Annotated in this window: 17 protein-coding genes; 11 read left to right on the top strand and 6 right to left on the bottom strand. The window is 44.8% G+C overall.

The window, feature by feature from the left end; translation table 11 throughout:
• Positions 1-67: 67 nt before the first annotated feature.
• The 3 genes from ABHV44_RS02430 to porX all read right to left on the bottom strand — a co-directional run bounded on the left by ABHV44_RS02430 (position 68) and on the right by porX (position 3,353).
• Positions 68-1,288: an alanine dehydrogenase gene (locus ABHV44_RS02430; protein ID WP_459073053.1), complete on the bottom strand. Its 1,221-nt coding sequence runs from the start codon at positions 1,286-1,288 to the stop codon at positions 68-70.
• An 87-nt stretch (positions 1,289-1,375) separates the two neighbouring features.
• The gene (gene tsaE / locus ABHV44_RS02425; protein WP_459073052.1) at positions 1,376-1,789 is read right to left on the bottom strand and encodes a tRNA (adenosine(37)-N6)-threonylcarbamoyltransferase complex ATPase subunit type 1 TsaE; all 414 of its coding nucleotides are present in this window, start codon (positions 1,787-1,789) and stop codon (positions 1,376-1,378) included.
• 4 nt (positions 1,790-1,793) lie between these two features.
• On the bottom strand, positions 1,794-3,353 hold the full coding sequence (gene porX, locus ABHV44_RS02420) for a T9SS response regulator signal transducer PorX (protein ID WP_459073051.1): 1,560 nt from the start codon (positions 3,351-3,353) through the stop codon (positions 1,794-1,796).
• A gap of 135 nt (positions 3,354-3,488) precedes the next feature.
• On the opposite strand from porX, the gene ABHV44_RS02415 reads away from it, so the two are divergent.
• Entirely contained in the window at positions 3,489-4,730 is a 1,242-nt protein-coding gene (locus tag ABHV44_RS02415; protein WP_459073050.1) for an HD domain-containing protein, read from the top strand.
• Positions 4,731-4,751: 21 nt separating this feature from the next.
• Here the strand turns inward: ABHV44_RS02415 and ABHV44_RS02410 are convergent, their stop codons facing one another.
• The 3 genes from ABHV44_RS02410 to ABHV44_RS02400 all read right to left on the bottom strand — a co-directional run bounded on the left by ABHV44_RS02410 (position 4,752) and on the right by ABHV44_RS02400 (position 7,421).
• On the bottom strand, positions 4,752-6,299 hold the full coding sequence (locus ABHV44_RS02410; protein ID WP_459073049.1) for an Rne/Rng family ribonuclease: 1,548 nt from the start codon (positions 6,297-6,299) through the stop codon (positions 4,752-4,754).
• Positions 6,300-6,530: 231 nt separating this feature from the next.
• The gene (locus ABHV44_RS02405; RefSeq protein WP_459073048.1) at positions 6,531-7,127 is read right to left on the bottom strand and encodes a tetratricopeptide repeat protein; all 597 of its coding nucleotides are present in this window, start codon (positions 7,125-7,127) and stop codon (positions 6,531-6,533) included.
• Positions 7,128-7,130: 3 nt separating this feature from the next.
• Positions 7,131-7,421: an HU family DNA-binding protein gene (locus ABHV44_RS02400; protein WP_459073047.1), complete on the bottom strand. Its 291-nt coding sequence runs from the start codon at positions 7,419-7,421 to the stop codon at positions 7,131-7,133.
• A gap of 133 nt (positions 7,422-7,554) precedes the next feature.
• On the opposite strand from ABHV44_RS02400, the gene mutY reads away from it, so the two are divergent.
• From mutY to ABHV44_RS02350, 10 genes are all read left to right on the top strand, one after another.
• Complete coding sequence (gene mutY / locus ABHV44_RS02395) at positions 7,555-8,610, top strand: A/G-specific adenine glycosylase (protein WP_459073046.1); 1,056 nt, start codon at positions 7,555-7,557, stop codon at positions 8,608-8,610.
• An 89-nt stretch (positions 8,611-8,699) separates the two neighbouring features.
• Positions 8,700-9,146 (top strand): single-stranded DNA-binding protein, encoded by a 447-nt coding sequence (locus ABHV44_RS02390; protein WP_459073045.1) that lies wholly within the window; start codon positions 8,700-8,702, stop codon positions 9,144-9,146.
• Positions 9,147-9,195: 49 nt separating this feature from the next.
• Complete coding sequence (gene gldE, locus ABHV44_RS02385) at positions 9,196-10,590, top strand: gliding motility-associated protein GldE (RefSeq protein WP_459073044.1); 1,395 nt, start codon at positions 9,196-9,198, stop codon at positions 10,588-10,590.
• The gene (gene gldD / locus ABHV44_RS02380) at positions 10,580-11,152 is read left to right on the top strand and encodes a gliding motility lipoprotein GldD (RefSeq protein ID WP_459073043.1); all 573 of its coding nucleotides are present in this window, start codon (positions 10,580-10,582) and stop codon (positions 11,150-11,152) included. The genes gldE and gldD overlap by 11 nt, the downstream gene beginning before the upstream one ends.
• Complete coding sequence (locus ABHV44_RS02375) at positions 11,152-11,865, top strand: type III pantothenate kinase (RefSeq protein WP_459073042.1); 714 nt, start codon at positions 11,152-11,154, stop codon at positions 11,863-11,865. Before gldD ends, ABHV44_RS02375 begins: the two co-directional genes overlap by 1 nt.
• Positions 11,837-13,249 (top strand): hypothetical protein, encoded by a 1,413-nt coding sequence (locus tag ABHV44_RS02370; RefSeq protein WP_459073041.1) that lies wholly within the window; start codon positions 11,837-11,839, stop codon positions 13,247-13,249. The genes ABHV44_RS02375 and ABHV44_RS02370 overlap by 29 nt, the downstream gene beginning before the upstream one ends.
• A gap of 53 nt (positions 13,250-13,302) precedes the next feature.
• Positions 13,303-14,667: a tetratricopeptide repeat protein gene (locus tag ABHV44_RS02365; protein ID WP_459073040.1), complete on the top strand. Its 1,365-nt coding sequence runs from the start codon at positions 13,303-13,305 to the stop codon at positions 14,665-14,667.
• Positions 14,664-15,263: an LPS export ABC transporter periplasmic protein LptC gene (lptC, locus tag ABHV44_RS02360; RefSeq protein WP_459073039.1), complete on the top strand. Its 600-nt coding sequence runs from the start codon at positions 14,664-14,666 to the stop codon at positions 15,261-15,263. The genes ABHV44_RS02365 and lptC overlap by 4 nt, the downstream gene beginning before the upstream one ends.
• Positions 15,256-15,474: a hypothetical protein gene (locus tag ABHV44_RS02355; protein WP_459073038.1), complete on the top strand. Its 219-nt coding sequence runs from the start codon at positions 15,256-15,258 to the stop codon at positions 15,472-15,474. Before lptC ends, ABHV44_RS02355 begins: the two co-directional genes overlap by 8 nt.
• Positions 15,475-15,534: 60 nt before the next feature.
• On the top strand, positions 15,535-16,809 hold the full coding sequence (locus ABHV44_RS02350; protein WP_459073037.1) for a hemolysin family protein: 1,275 nt from the start codon (positions 15,535-15,537) through the stop codon (positions 16,807-16,809).
• The last annotated feature ends 110 nt before the right edge of the window (positions 16,810-16,919 follow it).

The raw sequence follows: 16,919 nt of genomic DNA, 5'->3' as shown, positions 1-16,919 counted from the left end.
TTGCGGATATCCCTAGGTCTACAAATATTCGATGCCTCTGGCATCGTCTCACAGCTGTGACTCTTCTTTAGAAAGCAGCAATTAACAAATCCAACTTCTTGTAGGGCAGGTCAAACGCTTCACCGATTACTTCGCTGGTGAGGGTTCCGTTGTACATGTAAACTCCGTGGCGCAGTCCCTTGTGCTTTCGAATTGCATTTGTCACTCCACCTTCATCACCAATCGAAATCAGGATCGGGCCGAAAATATTGCTGAGCGCGTAAGAAGCGGTTCTCGAAACGCGACTGGCAACGTTGGGCACGCAGTAATGAATCACTCCGTACTCTTTGTAAATCGGGTCATCGTGGTTTCGAATTCTCGAAGTTTCGAAACATCCACCCTGGTCGATGCTGATGTCGACAATCACTGATCCGTACTTCATGGCGCTCACCATTTCCTCGGTTACTACACAGGGAGTGCGGCCGTAAGGAGCTCTCAGCGCGCCAATCACCACATCGGCATCTCTGATAGCCTTCTTCAGTTCTTCTGGTTGAATGGTAGAGGTCCACAAACGGCAACCGAGATCGTTTTGCATGCGCCTCATTTTGTAAATCGAATTGTCGAAAAGCTTCACGTTGGCTCCGAGTCCGAGGGCTGCTCGTGTGGCAAACTCGCCCACGGTGCCCGCTCCCAAAATCACAACTTCGGTGGGCCTCACTCCGGAGATTCCCCCGAACATCATTCCCTGACCATGATTTGCATTGCTCAAGTATTCTGCTGCGATCAAAACCGAGGTATTGCCCGCAATTTCGCCCATGGCACGCACCACCGGATAAATGTTAGTCTCATCCTGAATGTAGTCCCAGGCCACTGCCGTGATCTTCTTTTTCATCATCAGCTGCAAAGTGTCCTTGGGCTGAACGGTGAGCTGAAGGGCCGAAAACAGAGTTTGCTTCCCAGGCATCATCTCCACCTCTTCCACAGAAGGTGGGGCAACTTTGAAAATGATATTGGATTCGAAAATTTCTTTAGTGTCGTAAACGATTGTCGCTCCTGCTTCGCTGTAGTCTCTATCGTGAAAGTTGGAATCTTCACCTGCATTGGTTTCCACTAAAACCTCATGTCCGCGGCCAACCAAAACAGAAACGGCCTCTGGCACGAGCGCCACTCTGCGTTCCTGAAAAGATGTTTCCCTGGGAATTCCAATTGTGAGCTTTTGGTGCTTTTTTCCCACCTCAAGCATTTCTTCCTGAGGCATCAGTGCCGCCTCTTTGGCCAATGCCTTTATCGCTTCTTTCTTACTGTCCATGCAGGTGTGATTAGGTTACTGAAGGTACGACTTTGACTGCGTTTGGAGCCTCCCGAAAATAAAAAATTAGATCGACACCTGAAGCGCTCATTTTTCCCATTTCATTTTTCGCTGGTTACCATCAAACCAAAACTCAATTGCGACAGCACCTTCGGGTAAAAGTGATGGGATTTTCTCTGGCCATTCTACAAAACAAAAGTCACCAGAGTAAAAGTACTCCTCCACTCCCATGTCCATGGCTTCCTCTTCATCGTCAATTCTGTAAAAATCGAAATGAAAAACTGCCTCGTCATCCGAAGTGCGGTATTCGTTGACCAGAGAAAAAGTAGGACTACTGACCTCGTCCTTTATTTTGAGTGCGCGGCACACTTTCCCTATGAAGGTTGTTTTACCAACGCCCATTTCGCCTTTGAGCAAAAACACACCTGCTGAAGGAAAATCCCGGACGAACTTCTCCGCAGTGTCTTCAAGCTTTTCGAGTGTACTGATATCGTGGGTCACTTTTTTATCTCGCCTTGAGTGAAACAAACGGGATGAGCATTTCTTCCATGCTCACACCACCGTGTTGAAACGTGTTGCGAAAATAATTTACAAAGTGATTGTAGTTGTTGGGGTAGACAAAAAATCTGTCGTCCAGCGCAAAAATGTAAGATGTGCTAACATTCACTTTCGGTAAAAATGCATCTGCCGGGTTGGTGATTTCAAAAACATCGCGCTTGTCGTAGTCGAGGTTTTTACCTGCCTTGTAACGCAAGTTGGTGTTTGTATTTCTGTCGCCAATCACTTTCGAAGGGTTCTGCACGCGGATAGTTCCGTGGTCGGTAGTGATAATCAGTCGGGCATTTTCTTCCGCGGCTTTTCTGATTACTTCCAACAGAGGCGAGTGCTCGAACCAGGATTCGGTGAGCGAACGGTAAGCACTTTCATCATCCGCCAGCTCTTTAATTACCTCCATCTCGGTACGCTTGTGAGAGAGCATGTCCACAAAGTTGTAGACAATCACATTGAGCTTGTTGGTTAAAAGATTTTTAAAATTCTCTGAAAGCTTTTTACCAGCATTCAAGTTCGTAATCTTGTGATAGCTCCATCTAATGTCGAATCCAAGTCGCTTGAGTTGTGAAGCGAGAAACTCTTCCTCATGGAGATTTTTTCCACCTGGATCATCTTCGTTTTTCCAGATGTCGGAGTACATTTTCTCCATTTCCGTGGGCATCAAACCTGAGAAAATGGCATTTCTGGCGTAGTGTGTTGCCGTAGGTAAGATGCTGTAAAACATATGCTCTTCCGCCATTCTGTAATACTCATTGAGCTGAGGCTGCAGTGTTTTCCACTGGTCGTAGCGGAGGTTGTCGATCACCACCAAAAACACCGGATCGTCTCCCGAGTCTTTTAGAATTGGCGCAACTTTCTTCTTGAAAAGCGTGTGACTCATCACAGGAGTGTCGTCACTCTCATCGTGCAACCAATCGATATAGTTGTCTTTAATAAATCGCCCAAACTGGCCATTGGCTTCAGTTCGCTGGGTGTTGAAGATCTCTTCCATCCCCTCGTCCTGCGAGTCGGAAAGTTCGAGGTCCCAGTAGACCAATTTCTTGTAGAGCTCTGCCCACTCTGCAGAGTCCATGTTGTCCATCAGCTGCATTCCAATTTGACGAAAATTCTGCTGGTAGCCCGAAGTGGTCTTTTCCCGAATCAATCGCTTATCGTCAAGGTTTTTCTTAACCGAAAGCAAAATCTGATTTGGATTCACTGGCTTAATGAGGTAATCCGAAATTTTAGAGCCGATGGCTTCTTCCATGATCGATTCTTCCTCGCTCTTGGTGATCATGATCACTGGCAGTGTTGGATCGGCAGATTTTATTTCCTGGAGAGCCTCCAACCCGCTGAGACCAGGCATGTTTTCATCCAGAAAAACGATATCAAATACATTTTCTTTCACCAGGTCGATGGCCTCGTTTCCGCTGTTTGCAGTCACCACTTTGTAGCCTTTGTTTTCAAGGAACATGATGTGTGGTTTTAGGAGGTCAATTTCGTCATCGGCCCATAAAATGTTTGCTTCTGCCATATTTTCGGTTGTCGTTAAATTTCTGTTTGAAAAAGTGGTACTTCTCCCCAAAGAAACAAAGAAAAAACAGGTGACTAAGCACTCTGTTGATTTACTTTACTTTTGTCGGGTAAAACCAAGTAGAACGATTTGCAATTGGCACATCATCCCACCAATAAAAGGAAGATTTTAAACGACCCGGTTTATGGGTTTATTTCCCTGAACCACGACATTCTGCTCGACCTGATCGATCACCGATTTTTTCAGAGATTGAGAAGAATAAATCAGCTTGGCTTAACCCAATTGGTCTATCCTGGAGCGCTGCACAATCGATTTCACCACGCCATTGGAGCGATGCATCTCATGTCGGAGGCGATTGAAGTCATTCGCCAGAAAGGTCAGGAAATCACAGATGAAGAAGCTCAGGGAGTGCTGATCGCAATTCTGCTGCACGACATTGGCCACGGCCCGTTCTCTCATGCTCTCGAACATTCACTCGTTGAAGGCGTGAGCCACGAGGAGATCTCAGCTCTGATCATGAGTCGCCTCAATGAAGAGATGGACGGCCGCTTGGAGGTTGCTATTCGCATTTTCAACAACGACTATCCAAAGAATTTTTTACATCAACTCGTTTCCAGTCAGCTCGACATGGATCGCTTAGATTATTTACGAAGAGACAGCTTTTACACAGGGGTTGCAGAGGGGAACATCGGTAGCGAAAGGATTATTAAGATGCTCAACGTGGCCAATGATGAGTTAGTAGTGGAATCGAAAGGAATCTATTCGATAGAAAAATTCATCGTCTCCCGCAGGCTCATGTACTGGCAGGTGTATTTGCACAAAACGGTTCTCAGTGCTGAATTCATGCTTGTGAACATCCTGAAGCGAGCAAAGTGGCTGGCCGACAATGACATCGACATTTTCGCTTCACCAGTGCTCAAGGAGTTTCTCTACAATCGATATGGTCAGGATGATTTTCAGAAAAACCCTGAGCTGCTGGATAAGTTTGCGCTGCTCGATGACTTTGACATCATGGGGGCCATCAAGGTCTGGACTTCTCATGAGGACAAAGTGCTGGCACTTTTGAGCAAAAAGTTAATGAACCGGGAATTGTTTAAGATCAGGCTACAAAATGAACCGATTCCAAAAAGTGAAATCGAGGAGAAAACGGCTGAACTGGCAAAGCAATTAAATCTGTCAGAAGAAGACGCCTCTTACTTTGTGATCTCCAGAAAAATCGACAACCGCGCCTACAACAAAGCTGCGGAAAATATCAAAATTCAGTTTAAGGACGGAACCATCAAAGACGCCACAGAAGCATCAGACAATTTGAATTTGAATGCTCTTTCGGAAACCGTTGAAAAATATTTCATCAGCTACCCGGTAAAAGAGGAATAGATCAGAAAATTAGCTGTGAAGCTAGACAGCGATTTCTTCGCCTTCTTTTGAGTAGAAATGGTGTTCGAGAAACTCAACTGACCCAGATCCCTGAACATCAATTTTGATGTTGAATTTCTTTCTCCACTTTCTGAGCATGCTGTTCCAAAAGCCTTTTTTGATGTAGGCTTCCAAAATTGGATGAACAACCAGGCGCAAATACTTGAGTTTGTACTCGTCAATCAGGTAGCGCATGTTGTTTTCAATCTCATCGGTAAAAAGGATTGGAGCTTGCACGGTACCTGTCCCGTTGCAGCTCGGGCACTTTTCGGAAGTGGTAATATTGGTCACCGGACGCACGCGTTGGCGGGTTATCTCAACAACACCAAAACGGCTTGGAGCCAGTACGTTGTGCTTCGCCTTGTCGTCTTTCATGGCGTCTTTCAGAGCCTCGTGCAGTTTGCGCTGGTTCGCTCTGTCCTGCATATCGATAAAATCGATGCAGATGATTCCACCCATATCGCGCAAGCGCAAAATTCGGGCTATCTCACGAGCACATTCGAGGTTGGTTTGGAGCGCATTCTCCTCCTGATTTTTCACGCCACCTTTTCGATTACCACTGTTCACGTCAATGACGTGCATCGCTTCGGTGTGTTCGATAATCAGATAAGCACCACTTTTAAGGTTTACCTGCTTACCAAAAGAAGCTTTGATCTGACGATGAACCTGAAACTGATCGAAAATATCGTCCGTCTTCACGTACTTCACGATATTCTCCTTGTCAGGCTCCACATTGCTGATAAACCGCTTCACCTCACTCGATATCTCCTCATCGTTCACGTAAATGTTCGTGAATTTTGGAGTGAGTAGATCGCGGAGAATAGTGGACGTTTTGTCCAGCTCACCGAGGATTCTTTTAGGAGGTTTTGCCGTTTTCAGGTTTTCGTAGAGGATGTTCCACCGCTCCACGAGGTCTCTGAGGTCGGAGTCGAGCTCAGCTACCTTTTTGTTTTCAGCCACTGTCCTGACGATCACGCCAAACTTAGGTGGCTTAATACTTTGCATGAGTCTCCTCAATCGTTCGCGCTCATCTTCGTTCTTGATCCGTTGCGAAAGGCTGATCTTGTTCGAGAACGGAACCAAAACCAGATAACGTCCTGGAAGCGTGAGCTCTGATGTCAACCTCGGACCTTTTGCAGAAATAGGTTCCTTAGCTACCTGAACAACGATCTGCATGTTGGTGGCCATCTGCTCCTTGATCTTACCGTGTTTGTTGATGTCCGGTAGAGTCTTGAAGTTGCTGAGATCGGCAGAATTCTGCTTTCCGCCCTGAACTCCTTTTGTAAACTTCTTGAGCGATGAAAATTGCGGACCTAAATCGAGATAGTGCAAAAACGCATCTTTCTCGTAGCCCACATTCACGAATGCAGCATTGAGACTCGGAATTACCTTTTTCACTTTTCCCAGGTAAACATCTCCTACAGCAAACTGATTGGTACCTTGCTCCTGGTGCAGCTCCACGAGCTGCTTGTCCTTCATCAAGGCAATTTCAACGCCCTTATTGGGCATCGAGTTTATGATCAGTTCCATACTCACAAGCACCTGCTATTAAATAAATGAAAGCGGCAATACCTATCCATTTACAAATTCATATCGAAATTTGAAGTCTTTTCAGTTGTACACAAAAAGTGAAAAGGCGGGATTTTCAATAAAATCCCAACCTCTTATTTTTTCTTCTTGTGTCTGTTTTTTCTCAAACGTTTTTTACGCTTGTGGGTAGACATCTTATGTCTTTTTCTCTTTTTTCCGCTTGGCATATGATTACTTATTTAAATTGTTTTCTAACTCATCAATAAAGTCATCAACACGTTTTTCAATAACTGTGTCGGTGACCAGTTTCTTGTAGTTCTTAAAGCTCGTAACCGCATCTTCCGGCTGACCAACTGTTGCATAAGTCTTTCCGAGAAAGAAATGCGCTCCATTGTACTCTTCGGGACTCAACTTTAGAACACGTTTAAAATGATCTATCGCCTCGTAGTACTCTGCCCTTTCTAAGGCAAGATGACCGAGTTGCCAATAGGCATCTACGTACTCCGGATTAAGCTGAACTACTTGCTCGAATCGTTCCTGAGCTTTGTCGAGCTGCCCGGATTCCACCGAAAACATACCCAGCCAATAAATTGCAGGTACGTAAGTGGAGTCTTCTTCGAGCACTTCTCTAAGGAGCATGATCCCCTCCATGGGGTTTTCTCCTTTCACCATTCCCACGGCCTTATCCACTTTTTGGTGGAGAGGGTCCGAATTAACCGAAGCAACCTCCCTTTTTGTCGAGGAAGGTTGTTTCGGCATTATCAATAAAAGAACGATGATCAAAACAGCTACCGCTGCTGCCAGAGTCTTAAGTGTTCTGGCTTTCATACTTTATTTTACTTTTACTTTCTTCTTTACGTTTTCTACAAATGTTTTTGCAGGTTTGAAAGAAGGAATGTTGTGTGCTGGGATTTCGATAGTCGTATTTTTCAAAATGTTTCTACCTGTTTTCTTAGCGCGTTTTTTCACAACGAAACTTCCAAACCCACGGAGATATACATTCTCCCCTTGTTCCAGTGATCCTTTCACTGATTTCATAAATGCTTCTACTGTTGACTGTACATCAACCTTCTCGATTCCGGTCTTTTCCGAAATCTCATTCACAATATCCGCCTTTGTCATGATTCTATTTGTTTATTAGGTTATTTTCCTTTTCAAAAGGGCTGCAAAGATATACGGATTTCTCCAAATACTAAATTCTACCTTTGCAAAATTACTTGTTCAACCATTTCAGCCCTAACTCATTACAAATCACATGGACTTTTCCCGAGCTCTAATTCAATGGTACAGAAGACATAAACGCGATTTACCCTGGCGTAATACGTCCGACCCTTACAAAGTTTGGCTCTCCGAAATTATCCTTCAGCAAACGAGGGTAGACCAGGGAATGAGCTACTACGAAAAATTCGTGGATCATTTTCCCACAGTGAACGATCTCGCACAATCGACAGAGGATCAGGTCTTGAAGCTGTGGCAGGGCCTGGGCTATTATTCAAGAGCCCGCAATTTGCATGCTACGTCAAAGATGGTTGTCAACAATTATAACAGTCAGTTTCCGAACAGTTACAAAGACTTGTTAAAACTAAAAGGCGTTGGACCTTACACAGCAGCGGCCATTGCTTCATTCTGTTTTGGTGAAGCCAAAGCGGTTGTGGATGGGAATGTCTACCGGGTACTCGCACGTATCTATGGGGAGTTCACTCCAATAGACAGCACTGCCGGGAAAAAGCTATTTCAACAAAAGGCTGATGAGGTGATTGATAATGACGACCCCGGTGAGCACAATCAGGCCATGATGGAGTTTGGCGCAACCCACTGCACTCCTAAAAACCCGGATTGCGATAGCTGTCCATTTAACAAAGTTTGTATCGCTCATCGCACAAATCAAGTGGCAGCCCTACCCCAAAAGAGCAAAAAACAGAAAGTGAAGCACGTTTTTTTCAACTACCTCGTCTTTTCGGAGGACGATCATATTTGGCTGAGAAAGAGAAGTGGAAATGGAATTTGGAAGAACCTGCACGACTTTCCACTCATTGAATCTGAAGTAGAAAAAGAACAGCAATGGCTGGTGAAGGAATCCAATGAAAAATATGGACGGGTAAAGGACTCTTCAAATCCTATTCCGGTGGAACGGGAGTACACCCACGTGCTGAGCCACCGAAAAATACATGCTAGATTTTACGTTGTGAATTCACAGCCCCAAGAGGACGCCAGCGAGAAACTCATTCGCGTTCACAAGAGCAAACTGGATGAATTTGCCATCCCCCGACTCATCGAAAACTTTGTGAACGATCACCCCGAATTGTTCTGATTTACATTGTTTTGATTGCGGGAGTTTTTTAAGTAATTTCAGCCAGATAAAGACCTTATATTTGCAAATTCTAAAAACTATTGAGCCCTATGTCTGGAGTAAACAAAGTCATCTTAATCGGAAACCTCGGGAAAGACCCAGAAGTGAGAAAGCTAGAATCTGGCGCTACTGTTTGTAGTTTCCCGATTGCCACTACAGAAACATACAACGATCGTAAAACCAACGAGCGAAGAGAAATTACTGAGTGGCACAACATCACTCTTTGGAGAGGTCTGGCAGAGGTAGCTGAAAAATACCTCCACAAAGGAGACAAGGTTTTTATCGAAGGAAAAATCAGAAGCCGCACCTGGGAAGACGAAAAAGGCGAGAAGCGATATGCTGTGGACATTGTAGGCGACAACATGACCATGCTCACTCCAAAAGGAGAAAGCCAGGGTGCCGGTGGATCCAACCAGCAAGAATCGGCCAAAACTCCGCCAAAACCAGAGTCAACACCACTCAACGAAAGCAGCGAGGAAGACGATCTTCCGTTTTAGATTGGAGCCAGAGCTCCGCTAAAAAATTGTAGAACCAACCTGAAAGCATTTGGACCCTTCCAGTAGCGACCCGGTCTTATCCATTTTACTTCAATCTCCGTATCTCACTGCGGATTTTCTACTACCGGCCATATCCATGTTGATCCTGCTCATTTGCAGTGCACTGGTGTCCGGATCTGAGGTGGCGTTTTTCTCTCTCTCCCCTTCTAGCAGAGAGTCACTAAAGTCCGATGGAGATGAGCGAGGGGATGCAGTCCTAAAGTTGCTGGAAGAGCCTGACAAAGAATATGGCCCACAACTCCTTCTAGCCACCATCCTAATTGTCAACAACTTCGTAAACATCGGGATCATTCTGCTTTCTACTTACCTCATGCCGTTTTTGAGGGCCGAATCTGACGCCACTACTATTGTGCTTGGATTTGAAATTTCCGCAAGTGCCATAAATCTGATTTTCCAGGTAGGACTTGTTACATTTTTCATCGTTCTTTTTGGGGAGGTTATTCCAAAAGTATACGCCACGAGCAACAATGTTCAGCTCGCCAAATTCATGGCAAAGCCGCTGAGTTTTTGCGAAAAAATATTTGCCTGGTTGAGCAAGCCGATGATTGCAAGCACCTCGTTTGTCCAGAAGAAGCTGGGAAAAGGAAATTCAAGCTTTTCGGTCGATGAATTAGGCCATGCCCTGGAGCTCACCCATGATGAACAGAGGTCTCACGAAGAGCAAAAAATACTTGAGGGGATTGTCAATTTCGGAAATATCGATGTCAAGCAAATCATGACATCGCGGATGGATGTGTTGGCTGTTTCGCTTGAAACGTCCTTTCAGGAACTGGTGGAAATCATCATAGACGCAGGATTCTCCAGAATCCCGGTTTACAGACAAAACCTCGATGAGATTGCAGGCGTGCTTTATGTAAAAGATCTTTTGCCACACCTGCACCGAAAAACATTCAACTGGCAAGGGGTACTACGGAGCCCCTACTTCATTCCTGAGAACAAAAAGATTGATGATCAATTGAAAGAGTTTCAGGAGAAGAAAATCCACATGGCAATTGTGGTGGATGAATATGGTGGAACCTCGGGACTGGTGACGTTGGAGGATGTGATAGAAGAGATTGTAGGTGAAATCACCGATGAGTTCGACAGCGAAGACCTAAAATATTCAAAGCTCGATGAGCACAATTACATCTTCGAGGGCAAAACTCAGCTTATCGACATCTACAGAATTTTGGATATCGATGGCGCGCCTCTCGAAGCTGCCAAAGGTGAGTCCGACACGCTCGCAGGGTTTGTTATCGAGCAAGCCGGAAAGATTCCATTGAAGGGAGAAAAAATAACTTTCCGTGAGTTTACGTTCACCGTGGATGCCTCTGACAAGCGAAAAGTCAAGCGAGTGAAGCTCACGATAAATGAAGAAAAGGCCAGAGAAGCCAATGAAGATTAGAGTATTGATAATAGCGCTGATAGTCCTGGGATTAGCCTCCTGCTCGAGCGATCCGGTACCAAAACCTCGCGGCTACTTTCGAATCGATCACCCTGAAAAGTCATACGAAAAGTATAAATCCAACTGCGATTTTTCTTTTGATCGTCCGGCTTATTCCTACGTGGAAAAATCTCGATCAGCCACTGGCAACGACAGCTGTTGGTTTAATCTGGTTATTCCGAGTATCAACGCCAAGTTGCACTTCACTTACCTGCCGGTAGAGAACAACCTTGCCGACTACATGGACGATGCCTACAACTTTGCCTATCAGCACAACATCAAGTCTTCGGGAATAAAACGGACGGTAGTTCACAACGACACTGCCGATGTTCATGGAATCATCTACGACCTTAAAGGCAACGTAGCATCTCCGCTTCAGTTTTACATGACCGACAGCACCGATCACTTTTTGCGCGGGGCCCTGTACTTCAGCCGCGTTCCCAATGCCGATTCGCTGGCACCTTCTCTCGAATTCATTAGAAAAGACGTGGTTCACCTGATGAACACTACAAGCTGGAACTAATGAAAACACTCGCGATCGACAGAGGAAATTCTTTTGTGAAATGGGCAGTTTTTGAATCGCGAGATTTGATCGAAAAAGGTCGCCTTGAAAATGATTTTGTCGGTGAACTGAAGAAAGTCGTTGAAAAATATCAGATCAAAGAGGCTATTTACTCAGCCTCTGGAGAAGATGAAACGCTAAAAAACCTGGCCCTCCACAGTGTTGCTTTCGACCATCAAACTCCACTGCCAATTTCCCTCAATTACAAAACCCCTGAAACCCTCGGACTCGACCGTGTAGCGAATGCTGTGGCTGTTTACAAAATGTTTCCTGATAGCGATTCGCTCGCCATTGATCTTGGAACTTGTGTGACCTACGACCTGGTGAACTCCAGTGGAGAATATCAAGGCGGAGCCATCAGCCCTGGGTTGAAAATGCGCTATCGGGCAATGAATAATTTCACTGCACGTTTGCCGTTGGTCAGTGAACCAACGGCTTCGCGGTTGACCGGAAAGTCAACTTTAGAAAGTTTGCAAAGCGGAGCATTTTTTGGCCTAAAACATGAAATCGAAGGTTTTATAAATGCTTTTTTAAGCGACCATTCGAAGCTAAAAGTAGCCCTTACAGGCGGTGACATGACCTATTTTGAAAAGGAGTTAAAAAGTAACATTTTTGCAGACTCTGATTTAACCCTCAAAGGCTTAAATGAAATACTTCTATACAACATTAATTAAGGCAGCCGCGCTGCTTATTTTATTCATTTGCGCCTACACAGCTCAGGCACAACTTACCTACTCACCATACTCGAGGTTTGGCATCGGCAATCTTCACGATCAGGGAGAAGTTGTCAACTACAGCATGGGAGGCGTAACTACTCCTCTTGCTAATCCCTGGGTGGTGAACCAACAAAACCCTGCAACTTACTCGATGCTCGTTGGGCCGGCATTCCAGTTTTCCGGTAGGTTAAATGTTTTGCAAGTGAGCTCCGCAGATCAGTCTCAAACGGCTACTTCCGGCTCGATAAACAACATCAGTTTTGGTTTTCCCTTGAGAAACGACTGGGGACTGGCTTTCGGAATTTCACCCTTTAGCTCCACAAGCTACAACCTGGCGCTCGATGACAACACTCAAGAGACTGGGGATTTCACCAGGACATTTGTTGGCGATGGCGGCATTAGCAAGGCTTATCTGGGCTTTAGCAAGGGCTTTAAGTTCAGTCAAACTAAAATCACAAGAGATTCGTTGAACAACCCATTGGACACCATCACTTCTACTCCACACCGGGTTTACTTTGGTGCCAATCTGAACTACTATTTCGGAACGATCCAAAACACACAACAAGTTGTGTTCAACGACACCGATTTTCTCAATAGCCAGATTAATAGTTCGACTTCCATTCGCGGACCTGGTGCTAATTTCGGCATCTACTACTCTACCAACATCTTCAAAAAGTTTAAAGGAGAACGCAGGGTGAAAAACCTTACGATGCAAGTTGGAGCGAGCTACGACATAGAGAGTCAGACTAGCGCCTCCGGTGAGTACCTTTACGAATCTTTTCAATTCATAGGAAGCAGACCAATCACAGTTGACACGGCCAATTTTACCGAGTTTTCTGACGGTTCTCTGAGGTTTCCTGAAAAAATCAGCGCTGGAGTGGCATTTAAATATTCTGTTAAAAAGCGTGCTTTCCTTTTCGCAGTCGATTATCAGCAGCAGAGCTGGTCCACTTTCGAAACTGAACTGCCAAGCATCAACAGCGATTTGCTGAGAGATGCACGTCAAATTTCTGTCGGCTTTCAGTATCAGCCTAATGAAAACTTTACTGATTTCAACCTTTCTTTCCACGAGCTCGGGAGCTACAGACTCGGCTTTAGAATTAGCGATACCTATTTGAATATCAATGGCGAACAACTAACTGAGATGGCTGTTTCCACCGGTCTATCCTGGCCTTTGAAGAATTCGAGGTCCATGAGCAAATTTCATTTAGGCATGGAAGTTGGAAAAAGAGGATCAACAGAAAACAATTTAATAGAAGAAGAATTTATTAGAGCCTTTATTGGATTTACACTAAACCCCGATTTTAGAAACCGCTGGTTCAGACAACGCAGATACAAGTAAACCCATAGAGCTCAAACCGAACTAAAGAATCAACTTTAAAAAATCAATATAAAATGAAAACCCAGATAATCAGTTTACTGAGTTTTATGCTCCTCTTCACATTTGTAGCCACGGCACAAGACGGCAACAAATACGGTGAAACAGAAGAACAACAAATTGAATGTAAAGAAGCCCTTAGCGTTTACCGCAGTTTTAGGGACCAGGACAATTTGAAAGACGCCTACAACGGATGGCAAAAAGCCGTAAATACTTGTCCGGCAACTGCCAGTGAGCGCATGTTTTCTGATGGTGCAAAATTCATCCGTGATATTTTGGAAACAGAGATTTCTGACGAGCGCAAAAAAGCCCTGCAGGATTCTTTGATTTGGGTTTATGACCAACGAATTGAGGAGTACGGAAACGATCCGGAAGAGCCCAAAAAAGGATGTGAGCTAAGAGCATACAAGGCGATTGACATGGCTCGTAACATTCCTGGCACAGACAAGGAGGCTTACGAACTCCTGAGAGATGCCATCGAATGCCTGGGCGATGACGCCAATGCCAGCGTGATCTCTTACTACTACGTAAACCTCTACAACCTTTACAAAGACGCTGAAGGTGAAGAAAGAGATAAATACAACCAGGAGCTTTTGACGGAGTACATCGTGCTTCAGGAAATCGCTAACAACAACATGAACGAGGCAGAAAGCGAAAGAGCCAAAGCTGCTTACGAAAGCGCAATGGGTAACCTCGATCAGGTTTTCACCATCGTTTCTGATTGCGAAAATATGGTCCCTGTTTTGGAGAAAAATGTTGCTGCAGAGCCTGACAACATGGAACTTAAAGAAAAAGTCCTCAGACTTATGAATCAAAAAGATTGCACTGAGAGTGACTTTTACCTCGAAATTGCAGAAGCTGTTCACGCTGAAAACCCTACTGCGCCTTCAGCTTATGGAGTTGGAATTGGGTACGTGAAAAAGCGCGAGCTCTCAAAAGGTCTTGAATATCTCGAACAAGCCGTTGAGCTGTGCGCTGGAAAGTGTGTTGAAAAGAAAACCTACCTCCTCAAGGCGGCTCAGGTAGCTTCGGCACTCAAAAGAACTTCTACTGCAAAGCAGTATGCAAATCAGGTGTTGGAAATCGATGCTAAAAGCGGTGAAGCTTACCTCGTGATTGGTGACGCCATTACAGGTGCGAGCGATCGCTGCGATGACGGCAAGCTTGGTTCAAGAGCAGTTTACTGGTTGGCTTACGACTACTACCAAAGAGCGAAGTCAATCGACCCTTCAGTTGCTGAAAAAGCCAATCAAAAAATGGCCTCCGCCAGAAGCCAGTTTCCTTCTAAGCAAGACATTTTTGTTTACAGTCTGACCGAAGGTAGCAGCTTTGATGTAACTTGCCCATGGAATGAAACCACAACCATCAGGGCTCGCCCATGATCAAAAACGAATTAAAATACTTGAGCATTCCTCTGGCTTTCATTGTCGGAGGAATGCTTTTTTTTTCATGCACCAATGAGATTGAGGAGATAAACAGCCTGGCCGATCTGGCTGAACAGCCTCTTCAAACTTCTTTCAACGCCACTTACGACTATACCGAAGATGGGCAGTTGAAAAACAGACTGATCGCCTCCAGACTGGACAGGTACGGTGGAGAAGATCGAAGAATAGTCGTGAGTGAAGGTTTTCAGGTTTTCATCTACGACTCGCTAGGTAACTTTGCTGCTGAACTCACTGCTGTTGACGGGGTTTTTGAGCCGAATAAAAGAATGATGGTAGCCAGAAACAATGTTGAGCTGATCAACAAGGATGGCGACCAACTTAACACAGAAGTGCTCACCTGGGACCAGGACAGCGCCATGATCTACACCGATCAGCTTGTGAAAATCACCAACGAAGATGGAGTGATCTACGGGGAAGACGGATTGATAGCAGATGAGAAGTTCGAAAATTATGAACTTATAGGAATGAGCGGTGATATTTACGTAGACGAAGAGTCGCTCGAAAAAGACGAAAAAGAAAAAGAAGATGAATAACTTACACAGGATAATGGAGATTGTTTGGCTGCTGCTCTTTGCTGGATCAGTGGTTTGGCTGACCTTCGAATACTTCAGATCGGAAATGGGATTTGTTGCTATTCAGGATTTTCTACTCATTCCTTTCATAGCGCTGGCTATGTATTTTTTCCGCAGGTTTATTCGCAAGCGCATGGAAGCTCGTCAAAGGCGCGAAAACGGAGAAGAGTAACAATCGTTGCGCATCGCCTAATTCTCCTTAAATTTGCTCTACTCAAGCACATCACATTGAATGGATTACTCAGAACCGATCCTGTTTATTTTAATCTCGCTGCTCTTTTCAGCATTTTTCTCAGGAATGGAAATCGCCTTTGTGTCGGCCAATAAGTTGAAAATTGAGCTAGACAGCAAGCAGGGTGTTTTTACCTCTAAAATCCTTTCCAAATTTCAGCAAGATCAGAAGCGCTTTATCGGTGCCATGCTCGTGGGCAACAATATTGCTTTGGTGGTTTATGGGATTTTTGCCGGATCGCTCATTCTCACAGCCATCTTTGGAGTGACCGATGCGAAACACGCTGATTACCCCACGCTCACCCTACTCATTCAGACACTAATCTCCACTCTGGTCATCTTATTGACAGCCGAGTTTTTTCCAAAAGTCATCTTCCGATCAGACCCCAATCGCTGGCTCAATATTTTTGCGCTTCCACTCTTGTTGGTCTACATCATTTTATGGCTGCCCGCCTGGTTCATCACCGGACTTTCAAACCTGTTTTTAAAAGTATTTTTGAAAGCCGACACCAATACCGAAAACGTGGAGTTCGGAAAAATCGACCTCGACCACTACATCAAGGAAATCAGCGAGAAGCTCAAACCGGAAGACGACATTGATCACGAAATTCAGATTTTCCAAAATGCCCTCGATTTTTCCAAAGTAAAAGCCCGCGATTGCCTCATCCCGAGAAATGAGTTGATCGCTGTAGAGTTCAACGAATCGATTGAAGTAGTCACCAAGAAATTCATCGAGCACGGCCTCTCCAAAATTTTGATCTATCGCGGCAACATCGACAACATCATTGGCTACGTGCACTGCAACGAGCTTTTTAAGCGACCGGAACAAATCAAAAACATTCTGCTCCCTGTGAGCATCGTACCGGAGCCGATGCAAGCCAATGAGGTGTTGGAGCTGCTGATCAAGCAAAATCGCAACCTGGCCGTGGTTGTAGACGAATTTGGCGGAACTTCAGGGATCGTCACTATCGAGGATGTTGTAGAGGAAATCTTTGGAGAAATTGAAGATGAGCACGACAAAGAAGACATTATCGAAAAAGAGATTGGTGAAGACCACTACCTTTTTTCAGGTAGAATCGAAATTGACTATCTCAACGAGCACTACGACCTCAACATTGATGAGGAAGGGGACTACGACACTCTGGCCGGATTTATCATTCATCACCACGAAGATATTCCTGACGAAGGACACATCATTGAAGTAGAAGACCTTAAGCTCACGGTGAAGAAAGTAAGTGAAACACGTATTGAACTGGTTGAGGTTGAGACACTTTGACAATAGCAAAAACTTTATCCAAACTCTTTGCGTAATGCACTGACTCAATGCGAATCAAGGCCTTTCAAAAATCATTTTACAATTGTATATTCGCAACCTTAATTTTTAAA

The sequence above is a fragment of the Halocola ammonii genome (genome assembly GCF_049334165.1).
In the GTDB taxonomy this organism is placed as follows: Bacteria; Bacteroidota; Bacteroidia; order Flavobacteriales_D; family Sanyastnellaceae; genus JBEGHD01.
The sequence above is the reverse complement of the archived record's forward strand: the minus strand, read 5'-3'. Positions and strand labels throughout refer to the sequence as shown.

Coding starts and splice junctions, on each gene's coding strand:
- ABHV44_RS02375 (WP_459073042.1), top strand. CDS start 11,152: ATGAAAACACTCGCGATCGACAGAGGAAATTCTTTTGTGAAATGGGCA.
- porX (WP_459073051.1), bottom strand. CDS start 3,353: ATGGCAGAAGCAAACATTTTATGGGCCGATGACGAAATTGACCTCCTA.
- lptC (WP_459073039.1), top strand. CDS start 14,664: ATGATCAAAAACGAATTAAAATACTTGAGCATTCCTCTGGCTTTCATT.
- ABHV44_RS02410 (WP_459073049.1), bottom strand. CDS start 6,299: ATGGAACTGATCATAAACTCGATGCCCAATAAGGGCGTTGAAATTGCC.
- ABHV44_RS02365 (WP_459073040.1), top strand. CDS start 13,303: ATGAAAACCCAGATAATCAGTTTACTGAGTTTTATGCTCCTCTTCACA.
- ABHV44_RS02350 (WP_459073037.1), top strand. CDS start 15,535: ATGGATTACTCAGAACCGATCCTGTTTATTTTAATCTCGCTGCTCTTT.
- ABHV44_RS02405 (WP_459073048.1), bottom strand. CDS start 7,127: ATGAAAGCCAGAACACTTAAGACTCTGGCAGCAGCGGTAGCTGTTTTG.
- gldD (WP_459073043.1), top strand. CDS start 10,580: ATGAAGATTAGAGTATTGATAATAGCGCTGATAGTCCTGGGATTAGCC.
- ABHV44_RS02400 (WP_459073047.1), bottom strand. CDS start 7,421: ATGACAAAGGCGGATATTGTGAATGAGATTTCGGAAAAGACCGGAATC.
- mutY (WP_459073046.1), top strand. CDS start 7,555: ATGGACTTTTCCCGAGCTCTAATTCAATGGTACAGAAGACATAAACGC.
- ABHV44_RS02370 (WP_459073041.1), top strand. CDS start 11,837: ATGAAATACTTCTATACAACATTAATTAAGGCAGCCGCGCTGCTTATT.
- ABHV44_RS02430 (WP_459073053.1), bottom strand. CDS start 1,288: ATGGACAGTAAGAAAGAAGCGATAAAGGCATTGGCCAAAGAGGCGGCA.
- ABHV44_RS02355 (WP_459073038.1), top strand. CDS start 15,256: ATGAATAACTTACACAGGATAATGGAGATTGTTTGGCTGCTGCTCTTT.
- ABHV44_RS02390 (WP_459073045.1), top strand. CDS start 8,700: ATGTCTGGAGTAAACAAAGTCATCTTAATCGGAAACCTCGGGAAAGAC.